At 68.7% G+C, this 22,682-nt stretch carries 20 protein-coding genes; 12 read left to right on the top strand and 8 right to left on the bottom strand.

Annotated features, from left to right (window positions below):
* Positions 1-159: 159 nt before the first annotated feature.
* Genes HC022_RS00760 through HC022_RS00750 form a run of 3 tightly spaced genes read right to left on the bottom strand, consistent with a single transcriptional unit; the run spans position 160 to position 2,750 of the window.
* Positions 160-1,092, bottom strand: a complete 933-nt coding sequence (locus tag HC022_RS00760) for a 3-keto-5-aminohexanoate cleavage protein (RefSeq protein ID WP_008888062.1) — start codon at positions 1,090-1,092, stop codon at positions 160-162.
* Between the two features lie 13 nt (positions 1,093-1,105).
* On the bottom strand, positions 1,106-2,008 hold the full coding sequence (locus tag HC022_RS00755) for a 3-hydroxyacyl-CoA dehydrogenase (protein WP_167450972.1): 903 nt from the start codon (positions 2,006-2,008) through the stop codon (positions 1,106-1,108).
* Between the two features lie 25 nt (positions 2,009-2,033).
* On the bottom strand, positions 2,034-2,750 hold the full coding sequence (locus HC022_RS00750) for a GntR family transcriptional regulator (RefSeq protein ID WP_008888188.1): 717 nt from the start codon (positions 2,748-2,750) through the stop codon (positions 2,034-2,036).
* A gap of 171 nt (positions 2,751-2,921) precedes the next feature.
* On the opposite strand from HC022_RS00750, the gene HC022_RS00745 reads away from it, so the two are divergent.
* The 5 genes from HC022_RS00745 to HC022_RS00725 all read left to right on the top strand — a co-directional run bounded on the left by HC022_RS00745 (position 2,922) and on the right by HC022_RS00725 (position 7,313).
* Complete coding sequence (locus HC022_RS00745; RefSeq protein WP_008888085.1) at positions 2,922-3,905, top strand: TRAP transporter substrate-binding protein; 984 nt, start codon at positions 2,922-2,924, stop codon at positions 3,903-3,905.
* Positions 3,906-3,990: 85 nt separating this feature from the next.
* Positions 3,991-4,524 (top strand): TRAP transporter small permease, encoded by a 534-nt coding sequence (locus HC022_RS00740; protein ID WP_254884848.1) that lies wholly within the window; start codon positions 3,991-3,993, stop codon positions 4,522-4,524.
* Positions 4,521-5,786 (top strand): TRAP transporter large permease, encoded by a 1,266-nt coding sequence (locus tag HC022_RS00735; protein ID WP_008888211.1) that lies wholly within the window; start codon positions 4,521-4,523, stop codon positions 5,784-5,786. Before HC022_RS00740 ends, HC022_RS00735 begins: the two co-directional genes overlap by 4 nt.
* A 10-nt stretch (positions 5,787-5,796) precedes the next feature.
* Positions 5,797-6,564 (top strand): SDR family oxidoreductase, encoded by a 768-nt coding sequence (locus HC022_RS00730; protein WP_167450970.1) that lies wholly within the window; start codon positions 5,797-5,799, stop codon positions 6,562-6,564.
* Positions 6,561-7,313 (top strand): SDR family NAD(P)-dependent oxidoreductase, encoded by a 753-nt coding sequence (locus tag HC022_RS00725; RefSeq protein WP_167450969.1) that lies wholly within the window; start codon positions 6,561-6,563, stop codon positions 7,311-7,313. Before HC022_RS00730 ends, HC022_RS00725 begins: the two co-directional genes overlap by 4 nt.
* An 89-nt stretch (positions 7,314-7,402) precedes the next feature.
* On the opposite strand, the gene HC022_RS00720 is transcribed toward HC022_RS00725, so the two are convergent.
* Complete coding sequence (locus tag HC022_RS00720) at positions 7,403-8,086, bottom strand: TetR/AcrR family transcriptional regulator (RefSeq protein ID WP_167450968.1); 684 nt, start codon at positions 8,084-8,086, stop codon at positions 7,403-7,405.
* 164 nt (positions 8,087-8,250) lie between these two features.
* On the opposite strand from HC022_RS00720, the gene HC022_RS00715 reads away from it, so the two are divergent.
* From HC022_RS00715 to HC022_RS00685, 7 genes are all read left to right on the top strand, one after another.
* Positions 8,251-10,350, top strand: coding sequence for a hydantoinase/oxoprolinase family protein (locus tag HC022_RS00715; RefSeq protein ID WP_167450967.1), 2,100 nt, complete (start codon positions 8,251-8,253; stop codon positions 10,348-10,350).
* Positions 10,347-11,921, top strand: a complete 1,575-nt coding sequence (locus tag HC022_RS00710) for a hydantoinase B/oxoprolinase family protein (RefSeq protein WP_167450966.1) — start codon at positions 10,347-10,349, stop codon at positions 11,919-11,921. The genes HC022_RS00715 and HC022_RS00710 overlap by 4 nt, the downstream gene beginning before the upstream one ends.
* 79 nt (positions 11,922-12,000) lie before the next feature.
* Complete coding sequence (locus tag HC022_RS00705) at positions 12,001-13,008, top strand: TRAP transporter substrate-binding protein (RefSeq protein WP_167450965.1); 1,008 nt, start codon at positions 12,001-12,003, stop codon at positions 13,006-13,008.
* A 12-nt stretch (positions 13,009-13,020) separates the two neighbouring features.
* On the top strand, positions 13,021-13,572 hold the full coding sequence (locus HC022_RS00700; RefSeq protein ID WP_167450964.1) for a TRAP transporter small permease: 552 nt from the start codon (positions 13,021-13,023) through the stop codon (positions 13,570-13,572).
* Positions 13,566-14,858 carry a TRAP transporter large permease gene (locus HC022_RS00695; protein ID WP_089959474.1) on the top strand — a complete coding sequence of 431 codons (1,293 nt, stop codon included), beginning with the start codon at positions 13,566-13,568 and terminating at the stop codon, positions 14,856-14,858. Before HC022_RS00700 ends, HC022_RS00695 begins: the two co-directional genes overlap by 7 nt.
* Before the next feature lie 4 nt (positions 14,859-14,862).
* On the top strand, positions 14,863-16,974 hold the full coding sequence (locus tag HC022_RS00690; protein WP_167450963.1) for a hydantoinase/oxoprolinase family protein: 2,112 nt from the start codon (positions 14,863-14,865) through the stop codon (positions 16,972-16,974).
* On the top strand, positions 16,971-18,635 hold the full coding sequence (locus HC022_RS00685) for a hydantoinase B/oxoprolinase family protein (RefSeq protein WP_167450962.1): 1,665 nt from the start codon (positions 16,971-16,973) through the stop codon (positions 18,633-18,635). Before HC022_RS00690 ends, HC022_RS00685 begins: the two co-directional genes overlap by 4 nt.
* 358 nt (positions 18,636-18,993) lie before the next feature.
* Here HC022_RS00685 and HC022_RS00680 read toward each other — a convergent pair whose 3' ends face one another.
* Genes HC022_RS00680 through HC022_RS00665 form a run of 4 tightly spaced genes read right to left on the bottom strand, consistent with a single transcriptional unit; the run spans position 18,994 to position 22,671 of the window.
* Positions 18,994-19,761: a TIGR02186 family protein gene (locus tag HC022_RS00680; protein ID WP_167450961.1), complete on the bottom strand. Its 768-nt coding sequence runs from the start codon at positions 19,759-19,761 to the stop codon at positions 18,994-18,996.
* Positions 19,758-20,663, bottom strand: coding sequence for a sulfite exporter TauE/SafE family protein (locus tag HC022_RS00675; RefSeq protein WP_008888059.1), 906 nt, complete (start codon positions 20,661-20,663; stop codon positions 19,758-19,760). Before HC022_RS00675 ends, HC022_RS00680 begins: the two co-directional genes overlap by 4 nt.
* Before the next feature lie 19 nt (positions 20,664-20,682).
* Positions 20,683-22,158 carry a tripartite tricarboxylate transporter permease gene (locus tag HC022_RS00670; RefSeq protein ID WP_167450960.1) on the bottom strand — a complete coding sequence of 492 codons (1,476 nt, stop codon included), beginning with the start codon at positions 22,156-22,158 and terminating at the stop codon, positions 20,683-20,685.
* A 21-nt stretch (positions 22,159-22,179) separates the two neighbouring features.
* Positions 22,180-22,671 (bottom strand): tripartite tricarboxylate transporter TctB family protein, encoded by a 492-nt coding sequence (locus HC022_RS00665; protein ID WP_167450959.1) that lies wholly within the window; start codon positions 22,669-22,671, stop codon positions 22,180-22,182.
* Positions 22,672-22,682: the final 11 nt, after the last annotated feature.

Raw genomic sequence — 22,682 nt, 5'->3', positions numbered from 1 at the left:
TCGTTGCAGAGGATATGTGCGGGGCACAGACCCGACGGGCGACAGGTCCCTCTGGCTTCGGGTGCCGCCGCATCGGGAATGTGCGCAGGGACCGAAGCAATGGCCGGACAAGAGAGAGCGCCCGGGGGCGCCCTCTGAATTCCTCCGGACCGGGCCGGCTCAGAAACCGACGGCGTCGGCGCCCTTGAGGGCGAGGAGCTCGCGGGCCTCGTCGGGGGTGGCGATCTCGAGTCCCAGGCCCTCGATGATCTGACGCGCCGCCAACACCTGCTCGGCGTTGGTCTGCGCCAGCTTGCCCGGGCCCGCCCAGAGCGAATCCTCTAGCCCCACGCGGACGTGCCCGCCGAGCGCTGCCGCGATGGCCGCGATGGGGAGCTGGTTCTTGCCTGCGCCAAGCACGGACCAGCGGTACTGGTCGCCGAACAGCCGGTCGGCGGTGCGCTTCATGTGCATGACGTCGTCGTAATGCGCGCCGATGCCGCCCATCAGGCCGAAGACGGTCTGGATGAACAGCGGGCCCTTCACCAGACCGGCATCGAAGAAATGCTTGAGGTTGTAGAGGTGTGCGGTGTCGTAGCACTCGAACTCGAAGCGGGTGCCGTTCGCCGAGAGCGTGGTGAGGATGTGCTCGATGTCCTCGAAGGTGTTTTGGAACAGGATGCCCTTGTTGCCGAGGTAGTCCCGCTCCCACTGGTGCTTGAGCTGGGCGTCGTAGCGGGCCAGCATCGGGAACAGGCCGAAGTTCATCGAGCCCATGTTGAGCGAGGCCAGCTCGGGCTGCCAGGTGGCGGCGGGGCGCACGCGATCCTGGATCGTCATGGTGGGCGCGCCGCCGGTGGTGATGTTCACCACGCAGCCCGAGCGCTGCTTGATCACCTTGAGGAACGGGTCGAAGGCCTCGGGGGTCTGGTCGGGGCGGCCGTCCTGCGGATCACGCGCATGCAGGTGCACGACCGCGGCGCCCGCTTCGGCGGCGCCGATGGCGGCCTCGGCGATCTCGGAGGCGGTGACGGGCAGGTATTCCGACATCGAGGGCGTGTGGATCGCGCCGGTGACGGCGCAGGTGATGATGACCTTGCGTTTGGGGGCCATGGGCTGGGTCCTTTCAGGAAAGGGTTTTCAGGAAGTGCGAAAGCGCCGTCAGATCGCGGTCGCGCTTCGCGGAAAGCTCGGCCACGCGGGCCGGGGCGGGCAGGGTGGCGGCAAGCTTGGCCGCGACCCCGGGTGTGAAGGCCTCGCCGCGGGCGGCACCGTCCGACAGCCGTGCCATGGTCGGGCCGTAGCGGTCGAGGTAGTCGGCCACGCCGCCGGGTGCGTTGAGGTTGATGGTCTCGAGCGCGCCGAGCAGCACCCAGCGCCGCGCGAGGCCGTGACGCAGCGTGTCGTCCACGCCCTCGGCGGTGACGATGCCGCTTTCCACCAGCCGCAGGCTCTCGGCCAGAAGCACGGCCTGCAGGCGGTTGAGCACGAAGCCGTCGATCTCGGCGGTCATCCGCACGGGAACCTGGCGCACCTCGCGCATCAGCGTCTCGGCCCGGTCCATGGTCTCGGGCGTGGTGTCGGGCGAGGGGCAGAGTTCGACCACCGGCACGACGTGCGGCGGGTTCACCGGATGCGCCACGAGTATGCGGCCGCGCCCGGCCAGCCCTTCGGCGAACTGCGAGGACACCAGCGCCGAGCTCGACGAGGCGAGGATGGTCTCGGGCGATGCGAGCCGGTCGAGCTCGGCGTAGATCGCGCGCTTGATGTCGAGCTTCTCGGGGCCGTTTTCCTGCACCCAGAGCGCGCCGTCGAGCGCCTCGGCCATGGTGGCGTGGGTGGTGACGCGCGCGAGGATCGCCGGGTCCTCGCCTGCCTCGTCGCACATGGCCCGCAGCCTGTCCGGGATGCTCTCCAGCACCTCGGGCGCGGCATCCCACAGGCGCACCGGGCAGCCGGCGCGGGCAAAGACGATCGTCCAGGCGCGGCCGATCAGGCCGCAGCCGATGACGGCAACGGGTGTGGTCATTGGGGTCTCCTCCTTGGGCGGCGGCTCAGTCGCCGCGCTCCTCGTAGTTCTTCAACGTCGTCCCGAGATCCGCCGCGGCATCCGAGATGTCCTTGAGGATCGCGTCGCGCAGCGCCCCGGCATCGCGGTCGCGCAGCGCCTGTTCGGCCTTGTCGTGGCTTTCCATCGAGCGCTCGAAATGGTTGGGCGAGGTCACCGCATGGCGGATCAGCGGGCCGACCCGCAGCCACATGCCCTCGATCACGCCCATCAGCACCGGTCGCCCGGCGGCCTGGTAGATCAGCTTGTGAAAGCGCCAGTTGCTCTCGAGATAGCGGTCCGCGTTGCCCTCTTCGGCGGCGCGGCGCATCACCGCGCAGGCGTTGGCGATGAGCCGGATTTGCGCCGCGGTCACCTTTTCGATGGCCAGCGTGGCGGCGAAGCCCTCGAGCTCGAGCCGGATGTCGCGGATGTCGTCGAGCTCGGCGCTGGTCAGGACCGGCACGCGCAGCACGCGGTTGCCGCCCCAGACCTCAAGCCCGCCGTCCGATTCGAGCTGCCGCAGCGCCTCGCGCACCGGCGTCACGCTGGTGCCGAGAACCGAGGCGGTGCGGCGCAGGCTGATCTCTTCGCCCGGACGGAAATAGCCGGAAATCAAGGCTTCGCGCAGGCAGGCATAGATCTGCGCCTGCGCGGTCTCTCCCTCGCGCAGGGTCAGCGGACCAAGCCGCGACCAGCCATCCAGTTCCAGTGATTCCGTCATGCGTTTTCGGTCTAACTGTGATCTCGGTTTTTCGTGTCTCTGCTTCAGTGTGGCCAAAAACCGCATGAAAACAAGAGAAATATTCTGATTGACCATTCCGAGTGAATCGCAATACCGTAAAGTGAGATCACACTTTGATCCCGAGGAGAGAGGGTTGGGAGGCCTTCGCTGATGAAACATTTCGTACTGACCGCCACCGCCACGCTGCTGCTGGGCACCGCCGCTATGGCGCAGGAAACCCGGACCTTCGACGTCAGCCTGCCGCTGGGCGCGGAATCCCACCAGGCGGTGGGCGTGCTCAAGTTCGGCGAGGAGCTTGAACGCCTGTCCGAGGGCCGTCTCACCATCCGCCCGCATTACGACAACGCGCTCGGCGCCGAGCGTGAGGTGGTCGAGGGCATGGGCTTCGGGCTCATCGACATGGGCATCACATCGACCGGCCCGATGGGGGGCTTCACGCCCGAGTTCCTGCTGTTCGACCTGCCCTACATCTTCAGCGATCACACCCACGCCCAGGCGTTTCTCGACAGCGAGTACGGCGACCAGCTCGCCAGCGCCATCGAGACCGCCGCAGGCGTCAAGATCCTGGCCTGGATGGAGAACGGCTTCCGCCACGAGACCAACTCGGTGCGTCCGATCAACGAGATCGGCGACCTGAAGGGCATCAAGCACCGCACGCAGGAAAGCTCGGTGCAGGTGGACACCTGGACGGCGCTCGGCACCAATGCCTCGCCCATGGCGTGGACCGAGGTCTTCACCGCGCTGCAGCAGGGCGTGATGGAAAGCCAGGAGAACCCGATCCCGACGATCTACGACGTTCGCTTCTACGAGGTGCAGGATTACCTGACCATCTCGCAGCACGTCTATTCGCCGGCGCCGCTGATGATCGGCGCGCAGCTCTTCGGATCGCTGTCGGAAGCGGACCAGGCCATCATGCTCGAGGCCGCCGAACTGGCGCTGCCGGTGCAGCGTGAGGCGTCGCTGGCGCTGGAAGAGAAGTACATCGACGAGCTGCAGGAGCTGGGCATGGAAGTGACGCGCCCGGATCTCGCGCCGTTCCGCGAGGCGGTCGCTCCGGTGATCGACAAGTGGAAGGATCAGGTCGGTGCCGATCTCGTGGACGCTGCCCTGAACTTCGAGCCCGCGTCCAACTGATCGCGCAGGCCCATCGGCGCCGGGGGAGGCGTTTCCCCGGCGCGTGCCATGATACCGGAGAGTGACGATGCAAGGCGCCCTGCGCATGACCGTTCGTGTGGTGGACGGCATCAACTGGCTTGTCGGCTGGCTTCTGGCCGCGCTGATGCTGGTGATGACGGTGCTCATCAGCTGGCAGGTCTTCGCCCGCTACGTGATGGGCAACTCCCTGAGCTTCTCCGAAGAGGTGTCGCGCTTCTCGATGGTCTGGATGACCATGCTGGGGGCGGCCTACGCCTATCGCTACGGCTCGCTGATCTCGGTCGATCTGTTCGAGAGCCTGTCCGGCCCCAGGGTGTCGCGGTTGCTTCGCATCGTGGTGGCGGTGGCCTCGTGCATCTTCGCCTGGGTGCTGCTGACCCAGGGCCTCGACATCACCCAGCGTGTCGCGATGCAGGTCGCGCCGAGCACCCGGATCTCGATGGGCTGGCTCTACGCGGCGATGCCCGCCGGGGCGGGGCTCGTGCTGCTGAACGCGATCGGCATCCTGGCCGAGGATTTCGCCGGGCTGCGCGAGCGTTTCACCGATCCGCAGGATGACCCGCACCCGACTCCGCTGCACGAGGGAGGTTCCACATGATCGCGCTGCTCTTCGGCTCGCTCCTGCTGTTCCTTCTGGTTGGCGTGCCGGTCACCTTCGCTCTGGGTCTGGCCGCGGTCACGACGATCTGGGAGGGCTCGATCATGCCCCTGATGATCGTCCCGCAGGAGATGATCCGCTCGGTCAACTCCTTCCCGCTGCTGGCCATCCCGTTCTTCATCCTCGCCGGCAACCTGATGCAGGAGGGCGGGATCTCGGCCCGCCTCGTGACCTTCTCCAAGACCCTCGTGGGCGCCATGACCGGCGGGCTCGCGATGGTGGCCATCGTGACCTCGGCCTTCTTTGCGGCGATCTCGGGTTCGGGCGCGGCGACCACCGCCGCCGTCGGCGCCATCCTGATCCCGGCCATGGTCACGCAGGGCTATTCCAAGCCCTATGCCGCGTCGAACCAGGCGGCCTCGGGGGCGCTCGGGGTGATCATCCCGCCGTCGATCCCGCTGATCCTCTATGCGATTTCGGCCAACCAGTCGGTGGGCGCGATGTTCGTGGCGGGGGTTCTGCCGGGGCTTCTGGTGGTGGTGTCGCTGCTGATCTACGCCTACGTGCATGCCCGCGGCATGCAGACCACTCCGGGCGAGCCCTCGTCGCTGCGCGAGGTGGCGCTCGCCGGGTGGAAGGCGCTGCTGGCGCTCGCCATGCCGGCGCTGATCCTTGGCGGCATCTACGGCGGCATCGTGACGCCGACCGAGGCCGCGGTGGTGGCGGTCGTCTACGCGCTGCTGGTGGGCGCCGTGATCTATCGCGAGCTTCCGCTGTCGGCGATCCCCCGCATCCTGCGCAGCAGCGCCGTGACCGCGGCCATCGTGCTGTCGATCATCGCCGCGGCGGGGCTCTACGGCCGGATCATCCTGCAGCTGCAGGTTCCGGCTGTGATCTCGGATTTCGTCGTCGGCGCGATCCAGAGCCCGTGGGTTTTCATCATCCTGGTCAACGTGCTGTTGCTTCTCGTGGGCATGTTCCTCGAGGCCGCGGCCGCGATCCTGATCTTCACGCCGATCCTGCTGCCCATCGCCACCACCTTCGGGTTCGATCCGGTGCATTTCGGGGTGATCATGGTGGTGAACCTCGCCATGGGGATGTTCACGCCGCCCGTCGGTCTGAACCTCTTCATCGCCTCGGGGATCGCCCGCATCGGTGTCCCGCAGATCGCGCGCGGGGTCGTGCCCTTCGTGCTGATCCTGCTGGTCGATCTGCTCATCATCAGCTTCCTGCCCTGGCTGTCGCTGGTCTTCACTCAATGACGGAGGTTCCATGGACCTGACCCTGAAAGGCGCCCGCGTGATCGTGACCGCGGGCGCAGGCGGCATCGGCCGCGCCATCGTGGAGGGCTTCCTTGCGGAAGGTGCCTCGGTCGCCACCTGCGACATCGACGAGGCCGCGCTGGCCACCCTTCCGGACGCGGTCTTCCGGGCGCGCGTGGACGTGTCGGACAGCGACGCGCTCATCGGCTTCATGGATGCGGCAATGGCGCATCTCGGCGGGCTGGACTGCCTCGTGAACAACGCGGGCATCGCCGGGCCCACCGGTCGCATCGAAGAGCTCGACGCCTCGGACGTGCGCCAGACGCTCGACATCTGCCTGACGAGCCAGTTCGTCACCATCGCCCGCGCGGTGCCGCAGCTGCGCGCGTCCGGCAATGCCTCGATCGTCAACGTCTCCTCGCTCGCCGGGCGGCTTGGCTTCCGCCTGCGCAGCCCCTACGCGGCGGCGAAATGGGGGGTGATCGGCCTGTCGAAATCCATGGCCATCGAGCTTGGCCCCGACGGCATCCGCGTCAACGCGCTGCTTCCGGGGCTGGTCGCCGGCGACCGCCAGCGCCGCGTGCTCGAGGCGCGGGCACAGGCGCAGGGGGTCAGCTTCGAGGAGGCCGAGCGCGACGCCTTCTCGAGGACGTCGATCAAGGAATACGTGACCCCGCAGCAGCTGGCCGACCAGGTCCTGTTCCTCGCGAGCCCGCGCGGACGCACGATCTCGGGGCAGGCGCTGTCGGTCTGCGGCGACACGGGGATGCTGGGATGAGCGGTCTGTTCAGTCTCGAGGGGCGCCGCGCGCTGGTCACAGGTGCGGGCAGGGGCATCGGGCGCGGCATCGCGCTGGCCCTCGCCGAGCACGGCGCCGAGGTCACGCTCTGTGCCCGGAGTGCCGACGAGATCGGCGCGGTGGCCGAGGAGATCGCCGCCGCCGGCGGCAAGGCCGATGCGCTGGTGCTCGACGTCACCGACAGCGCGGCCTTCGCGCGCGAGATCGCTGCCCGGCCGCCCTACCACGTCTTCGTCAATAACGCGGGGACCAACCGGCCCAACCTTCTCGCCGATCTCACGCCCGACGACTACGACCTGATCCTCGGCCTCAACCTTCGGGCCGCGATCTTCGCGGTGCAGGCGGTGGCCAGGCGCATGACCGAGACCGGCACCCGGGGGTCAATCATCAACATGTCGTCGCAGATGGGCCACGTGGGCGCGGCGAAGCGCAGTCTCTACTGCGCCTCGAAATGGGCGCTCGAGGGGTTCACCAAGTCGGTCGCCATAGAGCTGGGCCCGCGGGGCATCCGGGTCAACACGGTCTGCCCCACCTTCATCGAGACCCCGCTCACCAAGCCCTATTTCGAGGACCCTGCCTTCGGAACCGAGGTTCTGGCAAAGATCAAGCTGGGTCGCGTGGGGCAGGTGCAGGACGTGGTCGGCGCGGCGGTCTTCCTCGCCTCCGACGCCTCGAGCATGACCACCGGCTCGGCGATCATGGTCGATGGAGGCTGGACGGCGGAATAGCCCTGCCCGGCGGCTGCGGGCGCGCTGTCAGTGCGACGGGATGGCTACGCCCGGCGAGAGCGCCACAGCTTCCGTCCGCCTGCCTGACGCTAACCGTCCGCGATATCCAGATCGCGGACGTACCCGAGCGCCACGCGTTTGATCAGCGCCTTGCGGGCCTCGAGCGTCTTGGCATCGAGCACGTCGACATCGAAGGTGAAGCCGAAGGTGTAGGACGTGGCGACGGCGTACCAGCATTGCGCCGACACCACCGTATACAGGTCGACCGGGTCCAGCCCCTTGCGGAAGACGCCCTTGCGCTCGCCGTCTTCGATGATCCCCCGGTAGCGGTCGATCAGGTCCGGGACGCGCAGGCTGCGGCGGTCGAGGGTCTTCAGGTGCTCGCCCTGATGCAGGTTCTCGATGCCCACGAGGATCAGGAACTCGGGGTTCTCGACATAGTAGGAGAGCGTGAAGCAGACGATCTGCTCGATCGCCGCGATGGGATCGGCCGAGAGGGTGAGCTCGCTCTCGCTCTCGCGCATCCGGGCATAGGCGGCGTTCAGCACGTCGCGATAGAGCTGCTCGCGGCTGCCGAAATGGCGGTAGACCAGCGCCTTGTTGACGCCGGCCTCGGTGGCGATGGCCTCCATCCGGGTGCCCTCGAGCCCGTTCGCCACGAACTGCGAGCGCGCCGCCTCGAGGATACGCGCGCGGGTGGCCTCGCTGCGCTCGCGGTGCGAGAGCGTGGCGGTTTCGCTGCCCGGATCCCTGGTGTTCGCCTCTGTGCTCATGCGCTGGCCTCTCTGGATGCTGAAACCTTAGCCGTCCTGATCCGCCGAGACCATATCGCCCCGCGATTTCGGCACCAATGATCCTCTGGGGAAAATTTTGTTCTTGACGAGAATCGTATTTCCCCACTTCTATAACTGTAACGTTATCGTTACAGGGAAGAGCCATGTCTGTCGAGCAAAGGATACGGGTGGCGTCGGACGTTGGGGGCACCTTCACCGACAGCATCGCCTACGATTCCACCAGTCGCCGCATCACCGTCTCGAAGGTGTCGACCACGCCGGAGAACCGCGCGCTGGGAACCGCCGAAGGGCTGAAGAAGGCGCTTGCGCTGCAGGGCGCGACCGGGCGCGACGTGTCCTACATCGGCCATGGCATGACCACCGCGACCAACGCGGTGATCCAGCGCAACGGCGCGCGGACGGCCTTCCTGACCAACCGCGGTTTCCGCGACCTGCTGCTGATCGGGCGCCAGAACCGCCCCACGCTCTTCGACATCACCGTGGTCCGGCCCGAGCAGCTTGTCCCGCGCGAACTCTGCTTCACCGCAGGTGGCCGGCTCGACTATGCCGGGCAGGAGATCGAGCCTCTTGACGAGGGCGATGTGCGGGCCGCGGCGCGCGACATGGCCGCCGCCGGTGTCGAGGCGGTGGGGATCCTGTTCCTCCATGCCTACGCCAACCCGATGCACGAGCAGCGCGCCCGCGAGATCCTCGAGCAGGAGCTGCCCGGCGTTGCGATCTGCGCCTCGACCGAGATCAACTCGGAGTTCCGCGAATACGAACGCGCCAGCACCACGGTGCTGAACGCCTACCTGCGCCCGGTAATGGAAACCTACCTGCGCACGCTCTCGAGCATCCTGCAGGACCCCGAGAAGGGGCTCGGCATGGGCGAGGACCGTCCGGTGATGGTGATGGACGCCGCGGGCGGGCTCATGAGCCTCGACAGTGCCCGCGAAAAGCCGGTGCATACGGTGCTCTCCGGGCCCGCGGGCGGGGTGGTCGCCGCGGCCCATGTGGCGGGCGAGGCGGGCCTTCCCGACATCATCACCATGGACATCGGCGGGACCTCGACCGACATCAGCCTGATCCGCGACGGCGTGCCCGAGATCACCCGCAGCGCCTCGCTCGAGACCGTGCCGATCCAGTTGCCGGTGATCGACATCAACGCCATCGGGGCCGGGGGCGGCTCGATCGCCTGGATCGACGAGGGCGGCGCGCTGCGCGTCGGTCCGATGAGCGCCGAGGCGGTGCCGGGGCCGGTGTGCTATGGCCGTGGAGGCGACCGCCCCACGGTGACCGATGCCAACATCGTGCTGGGCCGCTTCGACGGCAGCTCGCGGCTTGGCGGCACGCTCGAGCTTGACGTGACCGGCGCCGCGAGGGTGATCGAGCGCGACATCGCGGGGCCGCTGGGGCTGAGCCTCGAAGAGGCGGCGGCGGGCATCCTGCGGGTGGCGCATGCCAACATCGTGCGCGGCATCCGCGTCGTCTCGGTCGAGCGCGGCTACGATCCGCGCGACTTCGCGCTGGTGCCCTTCGGCGGCGCGGGGCCGATGCACGGCAGCCCGGTGGCGCGCGATCTCAAGATGCCGAGCGTCATGGTGCCGCCGACGCCGGGCATCCTCTGCGCGCTCGGTCAGCTGATCTCGGACCTGCGGCACGATTTCGTCGAGACCCACGTGGCGCGCTTCGCCGATCTCGGCGAGGCCGGGGCCGGAGCGCTGATCGAACGGCTGGTGCAGCGTGCGACCGAGCACCTTGCCGCCGATGGTGTGCCCGAGGACCGGCGGGTCTTCGAGATCCGGCTCGACCTGCGCTACGAAGGCCAGAGCTTCGCCCTGCCCATCGCCGCCGATCCGGCGCAACCGGGCTGGTGGGACGCGCTGCCTGAAGCCTTCAACGCGGCGCATCTGGCCCGCTTCGGCCACGCCGACCCGAGCGCCCCGCTCGAGGTGGTGGGCGTCAACGTCACCGGCATCGGCCGCATCGACAAGCCCGCGCTGCCCGAACTGCCCGAGGGCAGCGGTTCGCCTGCCGAGGACGCCCTGCGCGGCACCCGGCGGATCTATTTCGAACCGGGCGACGGCGGCGGCGAGGGCGCCTGGCACGAGGCCCGGGTCTGGGCACGCGACGGCCTCAGGGCCGGCGACGTGATCGCGGGACCCGCGGCCATCGAGGAGGTCTCCTCCACCACCATCCTTTATCCTGGCGACCGCGCGACGGTTCACAAGTCGGGAAGCATTCTCGTGGAGGTCGCGGAATGAGCGGTTTCGATCCGATCCGGCTGGAAGTGCTGCGCAACGCGCTCGAGGCGACGGCGCAGGAAATGGGCTCGGTGCTGAAGCTCACCTCGTTCTCGCCCAACATCAAGGAGCGCATGGACGCCTCCTGCGCGATCTTCACCGCCGATGCCGAGCTGGTGGCGCAGGCCGAGCACGTGCCGGTGCACCTGGGCTCGATGCTGCGCGCGGTGGGGCCGACGCTGGAGCGCACGGGCGCGCTGGCCGATGGCGACGTGGTCATCGTCAACGACCCCTATGTCGGGGGCGCGCACCTGCCGGACATCACGCTCATCGCGCCGGTCTTCATCGACGGGCGGCGGGTGGCCCACGTGGCGACGCGGGCGCACCATTCCGATGTGGGCGGGATGGAGCCGGGCTCGATGCCCGGGCGCTCGACCGAAATCTTCCAGGAAGGCCTGATCATCCCGCCGGTGCGTCTCTACCGGGCCGGCGCGCTGCAGGAGGACATCCTCGAGATGGTGCTGGCCAACGTCCGCACCCCGGAAGAGCGGCGGGGCGATCTCAACGCCCAGCTTGCGGCGCTCCGGATCGGGGCGCGGCGCATGGGCGAGCTGGCGGAGCGCTTCGGCGCCGAGACGCTCGAGCAGGGGCTGGGGGCGATCCTCGACTACACCGAGCGCCGGATGCGGGCGCGGATGGCCGAGCTGCCCAAGGGCGTGTGGTACGCCGAGGACTGTCTCGACAGCGACGGCTCCTCGGACGAGCCGGTGCGGATCAAGGTCCAGGTCGAGCTGACCGGCGACCGCTTCCTGTTCGACTTCGCCGGCACTTCGCCGCAGGTCCGCGGCAACGTCAACGCGGTGGCACCGATGTGCTGGTCGGCGACCTTCTACTGCCTCAAGCTCTTGACCGACGCGAGCCTCCCGCCCAACGCGGGCGTGCTGCGGCCGGTGACGGTCGACATCCCCAGGGGCAGCTTCCTTGACGCGCAGCGCCCGGCGGCGGTCTGCGCGGGCAACACCGAGACCACCCAGCGGCTCGCCGACACCATCCTGCGCGCCTTTGCCCAGATCGCGCCCGAGCGCATCGCGGCGGCCTCGAACGGGACCATGAACCTCATCGGCATCGGTGGTACCGACCCGCGCAACGGCCGGCCCTACACCTATATCGAGACCTCGGGCGGCGGGCAGGGCGGGCGTCCCATGGGCGTGGGCATGTCGGGCGTGCACGCCAACATGTCCAACACGCTCAACACCCCCATCGAGGCGCTCGAGATCAGCTACCCGCTGCGCTGCCTGCGCTACGAGCTGCGCGAGGGCACCGGCGGCGAGGGCCGGAACCGCGGCGGCGACGGCGTGGTGCGCACCATCCAGATCGTCGGCCACGACGCGCGGGTCTCGTTGCAGACCGACCGCCGGGCCTTTGCGCCCTACGGGCTGCACGGCGGGGGCGATGGCGCGAAGGGGCGCAACTCCACCATTGCCCGCGACGGCGCGGTCCGGACGCAGCCCGCCAAGGGCTCGCTCACGCTCGGCGACGGCGAGGCGGTGATGCTCGAGACGCCGGGAGGCGGCGGCTGGGGCACGCCCTGACGACCGACCGACAGGACGACAGCACAGAGAGGCGGGGCCACCGCCCGGGACACCACGACACAACAAAGGACCAACAGGAATGACAGACCATCAAACGTATCGCGGCCGGATGCTCCTGGCATCGCTGGCCCTTCTCGGGGTCACCGCGGGTGCGGCGCAGGCCGAGACCTGGCGCTTCGCCCACAAGCAGCCCGCCGACAGCCCCGAGGGCGTCGTCTACCAGTTCTTCGCCGACCGCGTGGCCGAGCTCACCGATGGCGATCTCGAGATCCAGGTGTTCCCGGCGGAGCAGCTCGGCAAGGAAGACTCGATCCTTGAACAGCTCGAGCTCGGCACCGTGAACTTCTATGCCGAGGACGCCTTCTTCCTTCAGAAATGGGTGCCCGAGATCAAGTGGGTCGCCCCGCACTTCCTGTTCCAGAGCCGCGAGGACTGGGTCGAGTTCACCAACTCCGACCTCGTGAAGGGCTGGTTCGAGACCGCCGAAGAGGTGGCGGGCGTGCGGGCGCTCGGCGAGCCGATGGCGATGGTGCGCGGGCCGTACCGGGTGCTGATCTCGGACCGTCCGATCGAGAGCTACGAGGACATCGAGGGGCTCAAGCTGCGCATGTACCCCGACGAGCTGGCCATCGAAGTGTGGCGCAGCCTTGGCGCCGACCTGCAGATGCTGGCCTGGACCGAGACCTACCAGGCGCTGCAGTCGGGCGTGGCCGAGGCCGTCACCAGCCCCGCGGCGCTGGTCGAGGCGATGAAGTTCTACGAACAGGCGCCCTACATCACCCGCACCAATGAGTTCTGGCAGGGCCTGCCCTACATGATGAACGCCGCCGCCTTCGACGCGCTTCCCGAGAAGGACCAGCAGGCGCTGCTTCAGGCCCATGCCGAGGCCGGTGACTACTCGATGAAGTTGATGACCGAGAACGCCGAGGCGATGCGCGCCGCGGTCGAGGCACAGGGCGTGACCTTCACCGAGATGCCGCTCGAGCCGCTGTTTGCGCGCATGGCCGACTGGTACCGCGAGCGCGACGCGGCGGGCGAGTTGCCCGAGGGGCTGATCGACGCCGCTCTCGGCGGCTCGGAAGACTGATCCGGGACCGACATGACCACACACCGCCCGCCCAATTGCGGACCGGCATGGTTCCGCGGCGCCAACCGTCTGCTCGACGGTGCCGCGGGGCTGTTCCAGACCGCTGCCGAACTCCTGCTGACCGTCATGCTGGTGATCAACTTTGCCAACATCGTGCTGCGCAACATCGGCCAGCCGAGCCTGCTGTGGGTCTCGCCCTGGACGCTCGTGCTGATGGTCTGGGCGGTGTTTCTCGGCTTTTTCGTCATGTACCGCCGCCATCTCGACATCGTGCTCGGGCTGGTGATCGACCGGCTGGGGCCGTTCGGGCGGCGCATGGCGCGGGTCCTGACCGCCTTGGCGGGGCTCGCGTTCACGCTGATCCTGCTGGCCGAGACGCCGCAGATCCTGGCCCGCCAGCGCGGCACGATGGAGCTCATCGGCCTCACCCGCTACTGGCTGTCGCTGCCGCTGCTGGCCTCGGCGGCGATGCTGACGCTGCATTTCCTGACCGATCTCATCGGCGTGCTGGCCGGCTGGGCCGACGATGACGCGCCCGGCAGCGAGGAGGCCGCGCAATGGTAGCCATCACCATCTTCGGCCTGTTCTTCGTGCTGATGACGCTGGGGGTTCCGGTGGTCGTGGCACTGGCCGCGGGCACCCTTGCCGGGTTCTGGCAGATCGGCCTCGCCGACAACCTGCGGGTGCTCTACACCTTCCCGCTCAATATCCTCGAAGGCGTACACACGCCCGCGCTGACGGCGGTGCCCTTCTTCATCCTCGCCGGTCACCTGATGGGCGCCATCGGTCTGACCGAGCGCATCTTCAGCCTCGCCAACGCGCTGGTGGGCCACCTGCGGGCGGGCCTCGCGCAGGTCAACGTCATGTGCTCGCTGCTCTTCGGCGGCGTCACCGGCTCGGCCATCGCCGACGTCGCGGGTATCGGCAATCTCGTCATCGCCCAGATGGAGCGCCACGGCTACCCGCGCGCCTTCTCGGCGGCGCTCACCTGCGCCAGCTCGGTGATTGGGCCGACCATGTGGCCGTCGGTGCCGCTGCTGATCTACGCGTTCGGGGCGCAGGTCTCGGTCGAGCGCATGTTCCTTGCGGGGATCGGGCCGGGGCTGGTGCTGGTCATCGCGCTGATGGTCTACAACCGCTGGGTCGCGGGCCGCTTCGACGTGCCGCTGTCGCCGCGTCCGACCCGCAAGGTGCTGGTCTCCGAGGTCTCGCGTTCCGGCTGGGCGCTGCTGGCGCCGCTCATCATCATCGGATCGGTCACCGGCGGCTTCGCCACGCCGGTCGAGGCGGGCGTCATCGCCTGCGCCTACACGCTGATCCTGGGCCTGGGCTACCGGACGCTGGCCTTCGGCAAGCTGCGCCGCGCCGTGGGCGAGACCATCATCCTGTTCGGCTCGATCCTGATGATCATCGGCGTGACCCACGCCATGGGCTTCGTGCTCACCTACGACCGGGTGCCGCAGACCATCGCCGAGGCGGTGCTGGGCCTCACCGAGAACAAGTACCTGTTCCTGCTGCTGGTGATCGTCTTCTTCCTGCTGCTGGGCATGATCCTCGAGAACATCCCGGCGATGATCATCCTGATCCCGATCATGATGCCGCTGGTCGATCACTTCGGCATCGACCGGGTGCATTTCGGACTGATCATGGTCTACGGCCTGCTGATCGGCATCGTCACCCCGCCCGTGGGTGTGGCACTCTTCATCGTGACGCGGATCGCGGACATCTCGTTCGAGCGCGTGTGCTGGGCGGCGGCGCCCTTCCTCGTGCCGCTGATCCTCGTGCTCTTCATCATCACTTACGCGCCGGGGGTCGTTCTCTTCCTCCCGGACCTGCTGCTTGGGAACTGATACCATGACCGGAAAGCTGCGCATCGCCGCGGACATCGGAGGCACCTTCACCGATGTCGCACTCATCCGCGCCGACAGCACCATCGCCACGCGCAAGGTCTCGTCGACACCCGACGACTACGCCCGCGGCGTGGCCGAGGGCATCCTCGAGCTGGTCGAGGTCGAGGCTTTGTCGCCCGACGAGATCGGCGAGGTCATGCACGCCTGCACCGTGGCCACCAACGCCATTCTCGAGGGCAAGGGCGCGAAGACCGCGCTGATCACCACCGAGGGCTTCCGCGACGTGCTCGAGATGCGCCGCATCCGGGTGCCGCGGCTCTACGATCCGCTCTACGAGAAGCCCCCCGCACTGTCCCCGCGCAAGTGGCGCTACGAGGTCACAGAGCGGCTCGACCACAAGGGCAACGTGCTGACCGCGCTCGACGAGGCCAGCGTGCTCGAGGCGATCGGCCGGATCCGCGACAGCGGCGTCGAGGCGGTGGCGGTGTGCCTCTTGCACTCCTACGCCAACCCCGCGCACGAGCGGCGCATAGGCCAACTGCTCGCCGATCACCTGCCGGGGATGTATGTCTCGCTCTCGGTCGACGTGCTGCCCGAGATCCGCGAGTACGAGCGGACCTCGACCACCGTCATCAACTCCTTCGTCGGCCCGCCGGTGAAGACCTACCTCGACTCGCTGCGCGACCGGCTGGCGGCGGCCAGGCTGCCCTCGCAATTCTTCATGATGCACTCGGCGGGCGGGATCGTGGACAGCCGTACCGTGGTCGCCAAGCCCGCGCAGATCGTCGAATGCGGCCCGGCGGCGGGCGTGATCGGGGCGCGGGCGGTGATGCTCGAGGCCGGGTTCACCGACGCCATCACCTTCGATATGGGCGGCACCACCGCCAAGGCCTCGCTGATCGAGGGCGGCGCGCTGATCCGGGCCGACGACTACGAGGTCGGCGGCGGCATCTCGCTGTCGTCGAAGCTCGCCAAGGGCGGCGGCTACGCGCTGAAACTGCCGGTGATCGACATCTCCGAGGTCGGCGCCGGCGGCGGCTCCATCGTCTGGCAGGACCGGGCGGGGGCGCTCAAGGTCGGGCCGCACAGCGCGGGCGCCTATCCGGGCCCCGCCTGCTATGGCACCGGCGGCACCGAGCCCACGGTCACCGACGCCAACATGGTTCTGGGCTTCCTCAACCCCGAGGCGCTGGCCGGCGGCGCCGTGCCGGTGGACCCCGAACTCAGCCGCGCGGCGCTCGAGCGTGTGGTGGCGGGCCCGATGGGGATCGAGCTCGACCGCGCCGCGCATGGCGTGCACGAGCTGGTGTCGACGGTGATGACCCGCGCTGTGAAGTCGGTGACCACCTTCCGGGGCCTCGACCCGCGCGACTTCGCGATGATCGCCTTCGGCGGCAACGGCGGCATCCACTCGGTGTCGCTCGCCCGCTCGCTGGGAGTGCGCACGGTGATCGTGCCGCCGGGTGCGGGCGTGCTGTCGGCGCTGGGGCTGCTCTACGCCGATATCGAGACCTCGGCCTCGGCGGCGCTTCTCCAGAGGCTCGACGCGGTGGCGCCCGAGGCGGTGGCCGAGGGCTTTGCGGCGCTGGCCGCGCAGACCGCCGCCGAGCTTGGCCGCGAGATCGACACCGTCGAGCTGATCCACGAGGCCGACTTCCGCTATCGCGGGCAGGCCTTCGAGCTGACGCTGCCCTTCGCGGGCGGGCTGGCGCTGACCCCCGAGGCCATCGCCACAGCGCGCGAGGAGTTCGACGCCGCGCATGAGCGTTCGTACGGCTACCGTCTGGCCGAGACGCCGGTCGAGATCGTCAGCCTGCGGGTCACCGCGCGGGTGCAGAAGGGGGCGGGCAGCCTGCCTGAGTACCGCCGTCGCGAGGCCGCGCCCGAGCGTCGTCGCAGTGTCTACTTCGGCCCCGAGTGGGGCCGCGTGGACACCGCCGTGATCGACCGCGCCGCCCTTCTGGCGGGCACCCGTCAGGGCCCCGCGATCATCGAGGAATACGAGGGCACCACCATCGTGCCGCCCGATTGCACCGCGGCGCTCGATGCCAAGGGCAACATCATCGTCACCCTGCCGGTGGCGGCAGAGATCACCGAGAAGGAGGCCGCCGAATGAGCCGGATCGACCCCATCCGCCTGGAGGTGATGAAGAACGCCTTCGACGCCATCGCCGACGAAATGGCCCTGATGCTGATGCGCGCGGCCTATTCGCCCATCGTGCGCGACAGCATGGACTACTCGACCGCGCTCTGCGACGCCGACGGGCAGACGCTGGCGCAGGGCGTGACCACGCCCATGCACCTCGGCAGCTTCTACGACGCGATGCAGCACCTGATGCAGCGCTACGAGGGCGACATCCACCCGGGCGACGTTTTCATCGGCAACGACCCCTACGTGGCGGCGGGCCAGCACCTGCCCGACATCTACATCGTCGAGCCGATCTTCCACGAAGGCAGGCTCGTCGCCTGGACCACGACGCTTGCGCACCACGCCGACGTCGGCGGCATCGTGCCCGGCTCGAACGCGCTCGGGGCCGAGGAGATCTACCAGGAAGGGCTGCGGCTGCCGTTCCTGAAGCTCTACGACCAGGGCGTGATGAACGCCGCGATCTGGGAGATCATCGGCCTCAACGTCCGCGTCCCCGAGATGGTGTATGGCGACCTGCGCGCGCAGATGGCGGCCAGCCACGCCGGGCGGCGGTCGTTCCTCGAGCTGGTGGCGCGGCACGGCATCGACGCCGTGCTGGCCTGCGCGCACGAGCTCCACGATTACGCCGAGCGCCTCGGCCGGGCCGAGATCCGCGACCTGCCGAATGGCACCTACCACTTCACCGACCACCTCGACGGTCTGGGCGAGAACCCCGAGCCCATCGTCATCCAGATCGCGCTGACCATCCACGACGACACCATCAGCGTCGATTTCGCGGGCTCCTCGCCGCAGGTGAAGGGGGGCGTCAACACGCCGATCCCGTTCACCAAGGCCTCGGTCTACACGGCGCTGCGCTCGGTCATGCTGTCGGACGTGCCGAACTGCCACGGCTTCGAGCGTGTCGTGACGGTCACCGCACCCAAGGGCACGGTGGTGAACTCGGTGCACCCGGCGCCCTGCGGCGCGCGGGGCATCACCGGTTACCGCATCATCGACGCCATGTTCGGCGCGCTGGCGCAGGCGCTGCCCGACCGGGTGACGGCGGACGGCATGGGCGGCTCGACGGTGCCGACCTTCGCGGGCTACGAGGACGGGCGCGCCTTCGTCTTCTCGGAAACCGTGATGGGCACATGGGGCGCGACCTCGGCCCATGACGGGCAGGTGGGCGTGCCGCACATGGGCGCCAACCAGGCCAACGTGCCGGTCGAGATGATCGAGGCCTCCTACCCGCTGCGCATCCGCCGCTACGGCATCGTGCAGGACACCGGTGGCGCCGGGCGTCACCGAGGCGGGCCGTCCTTCATCCGCGAATACGAATACCTCGGCGAGACCGAGGGCGTGATGTCGCTGCGCTCGGACAAGCGGGATTTCCTGCCACACGGGCTTTACGGCGGGTCCGAGGGCACTGGGCCGGTCAACATCCTGATCCGCGACGGCATCGAGACGGTGCTGCCGGTGCTGGTGACCCAGCCTTACGCGATGAAGAAGGGCGACGTGTTCCGCCATATCTCGCCCTCGGGCGGCGGCTTCGGCCCGGCGGCGGAGCGCCCCGAGGCCGAGGTGCGCAGCGATCTCGAGGCGGGGCTGATCTCGGAAGAGGGCGCACGGCGGGACTTCGGCCTGGTCTGAGGACAGCGCCGGGCCCCTGTCGGGCCCGGTGTCGCGACCCCTGCGGGGCGCGTGCAGAATGGAGAGCGGGCCATCGGCCTTCAGCTTCGGGGCCGGACCGCTCGGTCACGATGAACTGCATCGCGCCGGGGCGTCGCGAGAGCCGCCGGATCCGCGAGCGCCTGCATCCGAGCCGGGCCTCGGGGGGGGCCTGTTCGCGGCGCATATCGCCGCGGACGGTTTCGTTGCGGCGGACGAGGGGACGAGGGCGCGGCGGTGATCTGCTTCCTTGCCTCCGCGCCCGTGCGCTGCGTCACGGGCGTCACCCTCCGGGTGGACGGCGGCACCATGCGGACGTCGTCCTGAGGCGACCGGGCCGTCAGCGCCGGTTGAAGATCACCGCCGCCAGCCAGCCCGCGAGCAGCGCGATCAGCGACGCCGCGATGCCGTAAAGCAGCCCGTAATCCTGCGCGGCCCGGTAGATCAGCCGCTGCACCGAACTCTTGCGCACTGGCAGGTCCACGTCGGAGCGGCTGAGCACCAGCCCGTCCTTCAGCAGGAACACCCGCACGTCGTAGGTCCCGGGCACGAGGCTCACCGGCAGCGGGATCCGCGCCTCGAAGAGCACGCCCTCGGTGAGCTCGACGATGCCTTCCTCGAGCGTGATGCGGTGGCTGTCAGCCGTGATCCGGTGCATCGCGTCGATGTAGAGCTGGGTTTCCTCCTCGGTTCCGAGACCGGTGGGGGCGGGGATGTAGGTGCTGGGCGCGATGCCATGGCGCAGGTTCTCGACCGGGTCGACGATCTCGTCCAGCGGGCCGGAACTGGCGACGGTGTAGAAGCTGGGCATCCACGCGAACTCGGCCTCGCCGGTGAACAACCAGATGCCCGCGACCTGCTCCTTCTGGCGAAGGGTGGCGCGGCCGGGCGGACCGGTGACGGTGATCACCACGTCGTAGTCGCCGGGCGTGCCGCCGGCGGGGGCGCCGAAGATCAGCAGCTCGGCGCCGTGGAAGCCGGTGTTGATCTCGACCTCGTCAAGGCTGAGCGCGAAGGTGGCGCGGGGCGGCTCGGGCGCGTCGTCGTCGGCGATAGCGGGCCCGGGCGAAAGCGCCAGCGCGAGGAGAAGCGCCGCGGCGCGCCTCACCGCGTTGCCTCCCAGAAGAGCGCGAAGGGCTCGGACGGCATGCGGATCAGGTCGACCGCCACCTTGGCGCTGACCGCGAGCACGAGGATCGAGAGCAGGATGCGCACCTGCTCGCCGCGCAGCCGGGCGCCGAAGCGGGTGCCGATCTGTGCGCCCACCACGCCGCCCACCAGCAGCAGCAGCGCCAGCACGATGTCGACCGTGTGGTTGGTGGCCGAGTGCATCACGGTGGTGAAGACCGACACGAAGGTGATCTGGAAGAGCGAGGTGCCGACCACGACCTTGGTGGGCATCTTCAGCAGGTAGATCATCGCGGGCAGCATGATGAAGCCGCCACCGACGCCCATGATCGCCGCGAGCACCCCGCAGAGCACCCCCACAAGCAGCGGCGGGATGGCCGAGATGTAGAGCCCCGAGGTGCGGAACTTCATCTTGAGCGGCCAGCCCTGTCCCCAGCCGTGGCGGCGCCTGCGGGGCTTGCGGGTGCCACGCAGGGCGTTGAGGCTCTCGAAGAACATCATCGCGCCGATGAAACCGAGGAAGACCACGTAGAAGAGCTGCACCGCGAGGTCGATCTGCCCCAGCGAGCGCAGGAAGGCGAAGAGCCAGACCCCCAGCGTCGATCCCGCGAGGCCCCCCAGCAAGAGCACCGTCCCCATCCGGATGTCGAGCGTCTTGCGGCGCCAGTGGGCCAGCGCTCCGGAACAGGACGAGGCGACGATCTGCACCGCCTGCGTCGAGACCGCCACTGCGGGCGGAATGCCGATGAAGAACAGCAGCGGTGTCAGGATGAAGCCGCCGCCGACTCCGAACAGGCCCGACATGATCCCGACGACTCCGCCCAGTCCCACGATGAGGAACAGGTTCACCGGAATTTCGGCTACGGGGAGATAAATGTGCATCCTGCCCTTGCCTGAGTGGTCACATCTTCCTGGAGAGGACCATTACCAGCAGGCCCACGATGCACAACCCGAGAAAGGCCGCAGATATTGGGGATGTGACGAAGGTGCTGAAGTCTCCGCGCGAGAGCAGCAGCGCGCGGCGGAAGTTCTCTTCCATCATCGGCGACAGGATGAAGGCCAGCACCAGCGGCGCCGGCGGGAAGCCGAGCCGCGCCATGATCAGGCCGAAGACCCCGAATCCCAGCACCAGGTAGATGTCGACCACCGAGGAGTTGATCGAGTAGACGCCGATCGACACGAGCACCAGGATGATCGGGAAGAGCGCGTTGTAGGGCACCTGCAGAAGCCGGGTCCAGATCCCCACGAAGGGGATGTTGAGCAGCACCAGCAGCAGGTTGCCGACGAAGAAGCTGACCACGAGCCCCCAGAACATCGTCGGGTTCTCGGCGATGAAGGCGGGTCCCGGCGTGATGCCGTGGATCATCAGCGCGCCGATCATCACCGCCATCACCGCGTCGCCGGGCACGCCCAGCGTCAGCGTCGGGATGAAGGCCGCCTGCGCGGTGGCGTTGTTGGCGCTTTCCGGCGCGGTCAGCCCCTCGATCCTGCCCTTGCCGAAGAGCTGCGGCACGCGGCTCAGGCGCAGCTCGACCGCGTAGGCCATGAACGAGGCCATGGCGGCGCCGGCGCCGGGCAGGATGCCCGCCACCGCGCCGATGGCCGAACCGCGGCCCATGGCGGGGACGGACCGGCGCCATTCCTCGCGGGGGGGCAGCATGGGGGAGAAGGTGAAGCGCTCGAAGCTGGTCGAGTGGCTGCGCATCGCGATGGTCGAGATGATCTCGGAGACGCCGAAGACGCCCATTGCGACCGCCACGATGTTGAGCCCGTCGGCAACCGCGGGCAGGCCGAAGGTGAAGCGGAAGATGCCCGAGGTGACGTCCTGCCCGACGATGCCGAGGATCAGCCCGATCACCACCATCGAGAGCGACTTCAGCATGTCGGAGCCGCCCACGGCGGCGGCGGCAAAGAGCGCGAAGACCATGAGCGAGAAATACTCGGCTGCGCCGAACTCGAGCGCGAAGCGGGCCAGCACCGGCGCAAAGGCCGCGACGAGCACGATGCCCACCATCGAGCCCACCAGCGAGGCGATGGCGGTCATGAAGAGTGCCACCGAGGCGCGGCCGTTCCTGGCCATCGGGTAGCCCTCGAGGCAGGTGACGGCGGCGGCGGGCGTGCCCGGCAGGTTCAGCAGGATCGAGGCGGTCGAGCCGCCGTATTGCCCGCCGTAGTAGATCCCCGCGAGCATGATGATCGCCTCGGAGGGCTCGATGTAGAAGGTCAGCGGCAGCAGCATGGCGATGGCGGGCAGCGGTCCGATGCCGGGCAGCACGCCCACGACCATGCCGAGGCTGACGCCGATGAAGCAGTAGAAGATGGCCGACCAGCTCAGCGCGATGCTGGCGCCGTCCGCGAGGTTTGAGAGAAGTTCCATGACGCCTGTCTCAGTCCTGTCTCAGTAGAGCTTGAAGGGAAGGCCGAAGCCGAGGACGAAGATCACCCAGGCGCCGACCGGCGCCAGCAGCGCGATCACCACAAGCCGCCTGAGGTCGGGCTTTTCCGCGGCAAGTCCCGAGATCAGCACCAGCGCGAAGGTCGCGATCAGAAGGCCGGCGGTCTCGAGCAGCGCCGCGAAGGCCGCGATGCCGAGCGGCACCAGCAGCATCGGCCGCAGCCGGTGCCAGCGCTCGGCCCAGTCGATGGTCTCGGACGCGGGCGTCTCGGCCTCGTCGCTGCGCGTCGGGAACAGCCCGTGCAGCAGCGTGATCGCCAGCCCCAGAAGGATCGCGCCGGCGCCGAGGAGCATCGGGAAGAAGCCCGCGTCCATGCGGCGCAACGACCCGATGCCGTAGCCGAGCGAGGTCACGGTGACGGCGATGCCGATGGCCAGCATGATGGCCCCGGAGATCAGCCCGCCCGGATCCGGGGCAAAGGTCCTGCGTGTCATGTCGTTCCTCC

The organism is Salipiger sp. HF18 (assembly GCF_011806505.1).
GTDB classification, from domain to species: domain Bacteria; phylum Pseudomonadota; class Alphaproteobacteria; order Rhodobacterales; family Rhodobacteraceae; genus Salipiger; species Salipiger thiooxidans.
The sequence above is the reverse complement of the archived record's forward strand: the minus strand, read 5'-3'. Positions and strand labels throughout refer to the sequence as shown.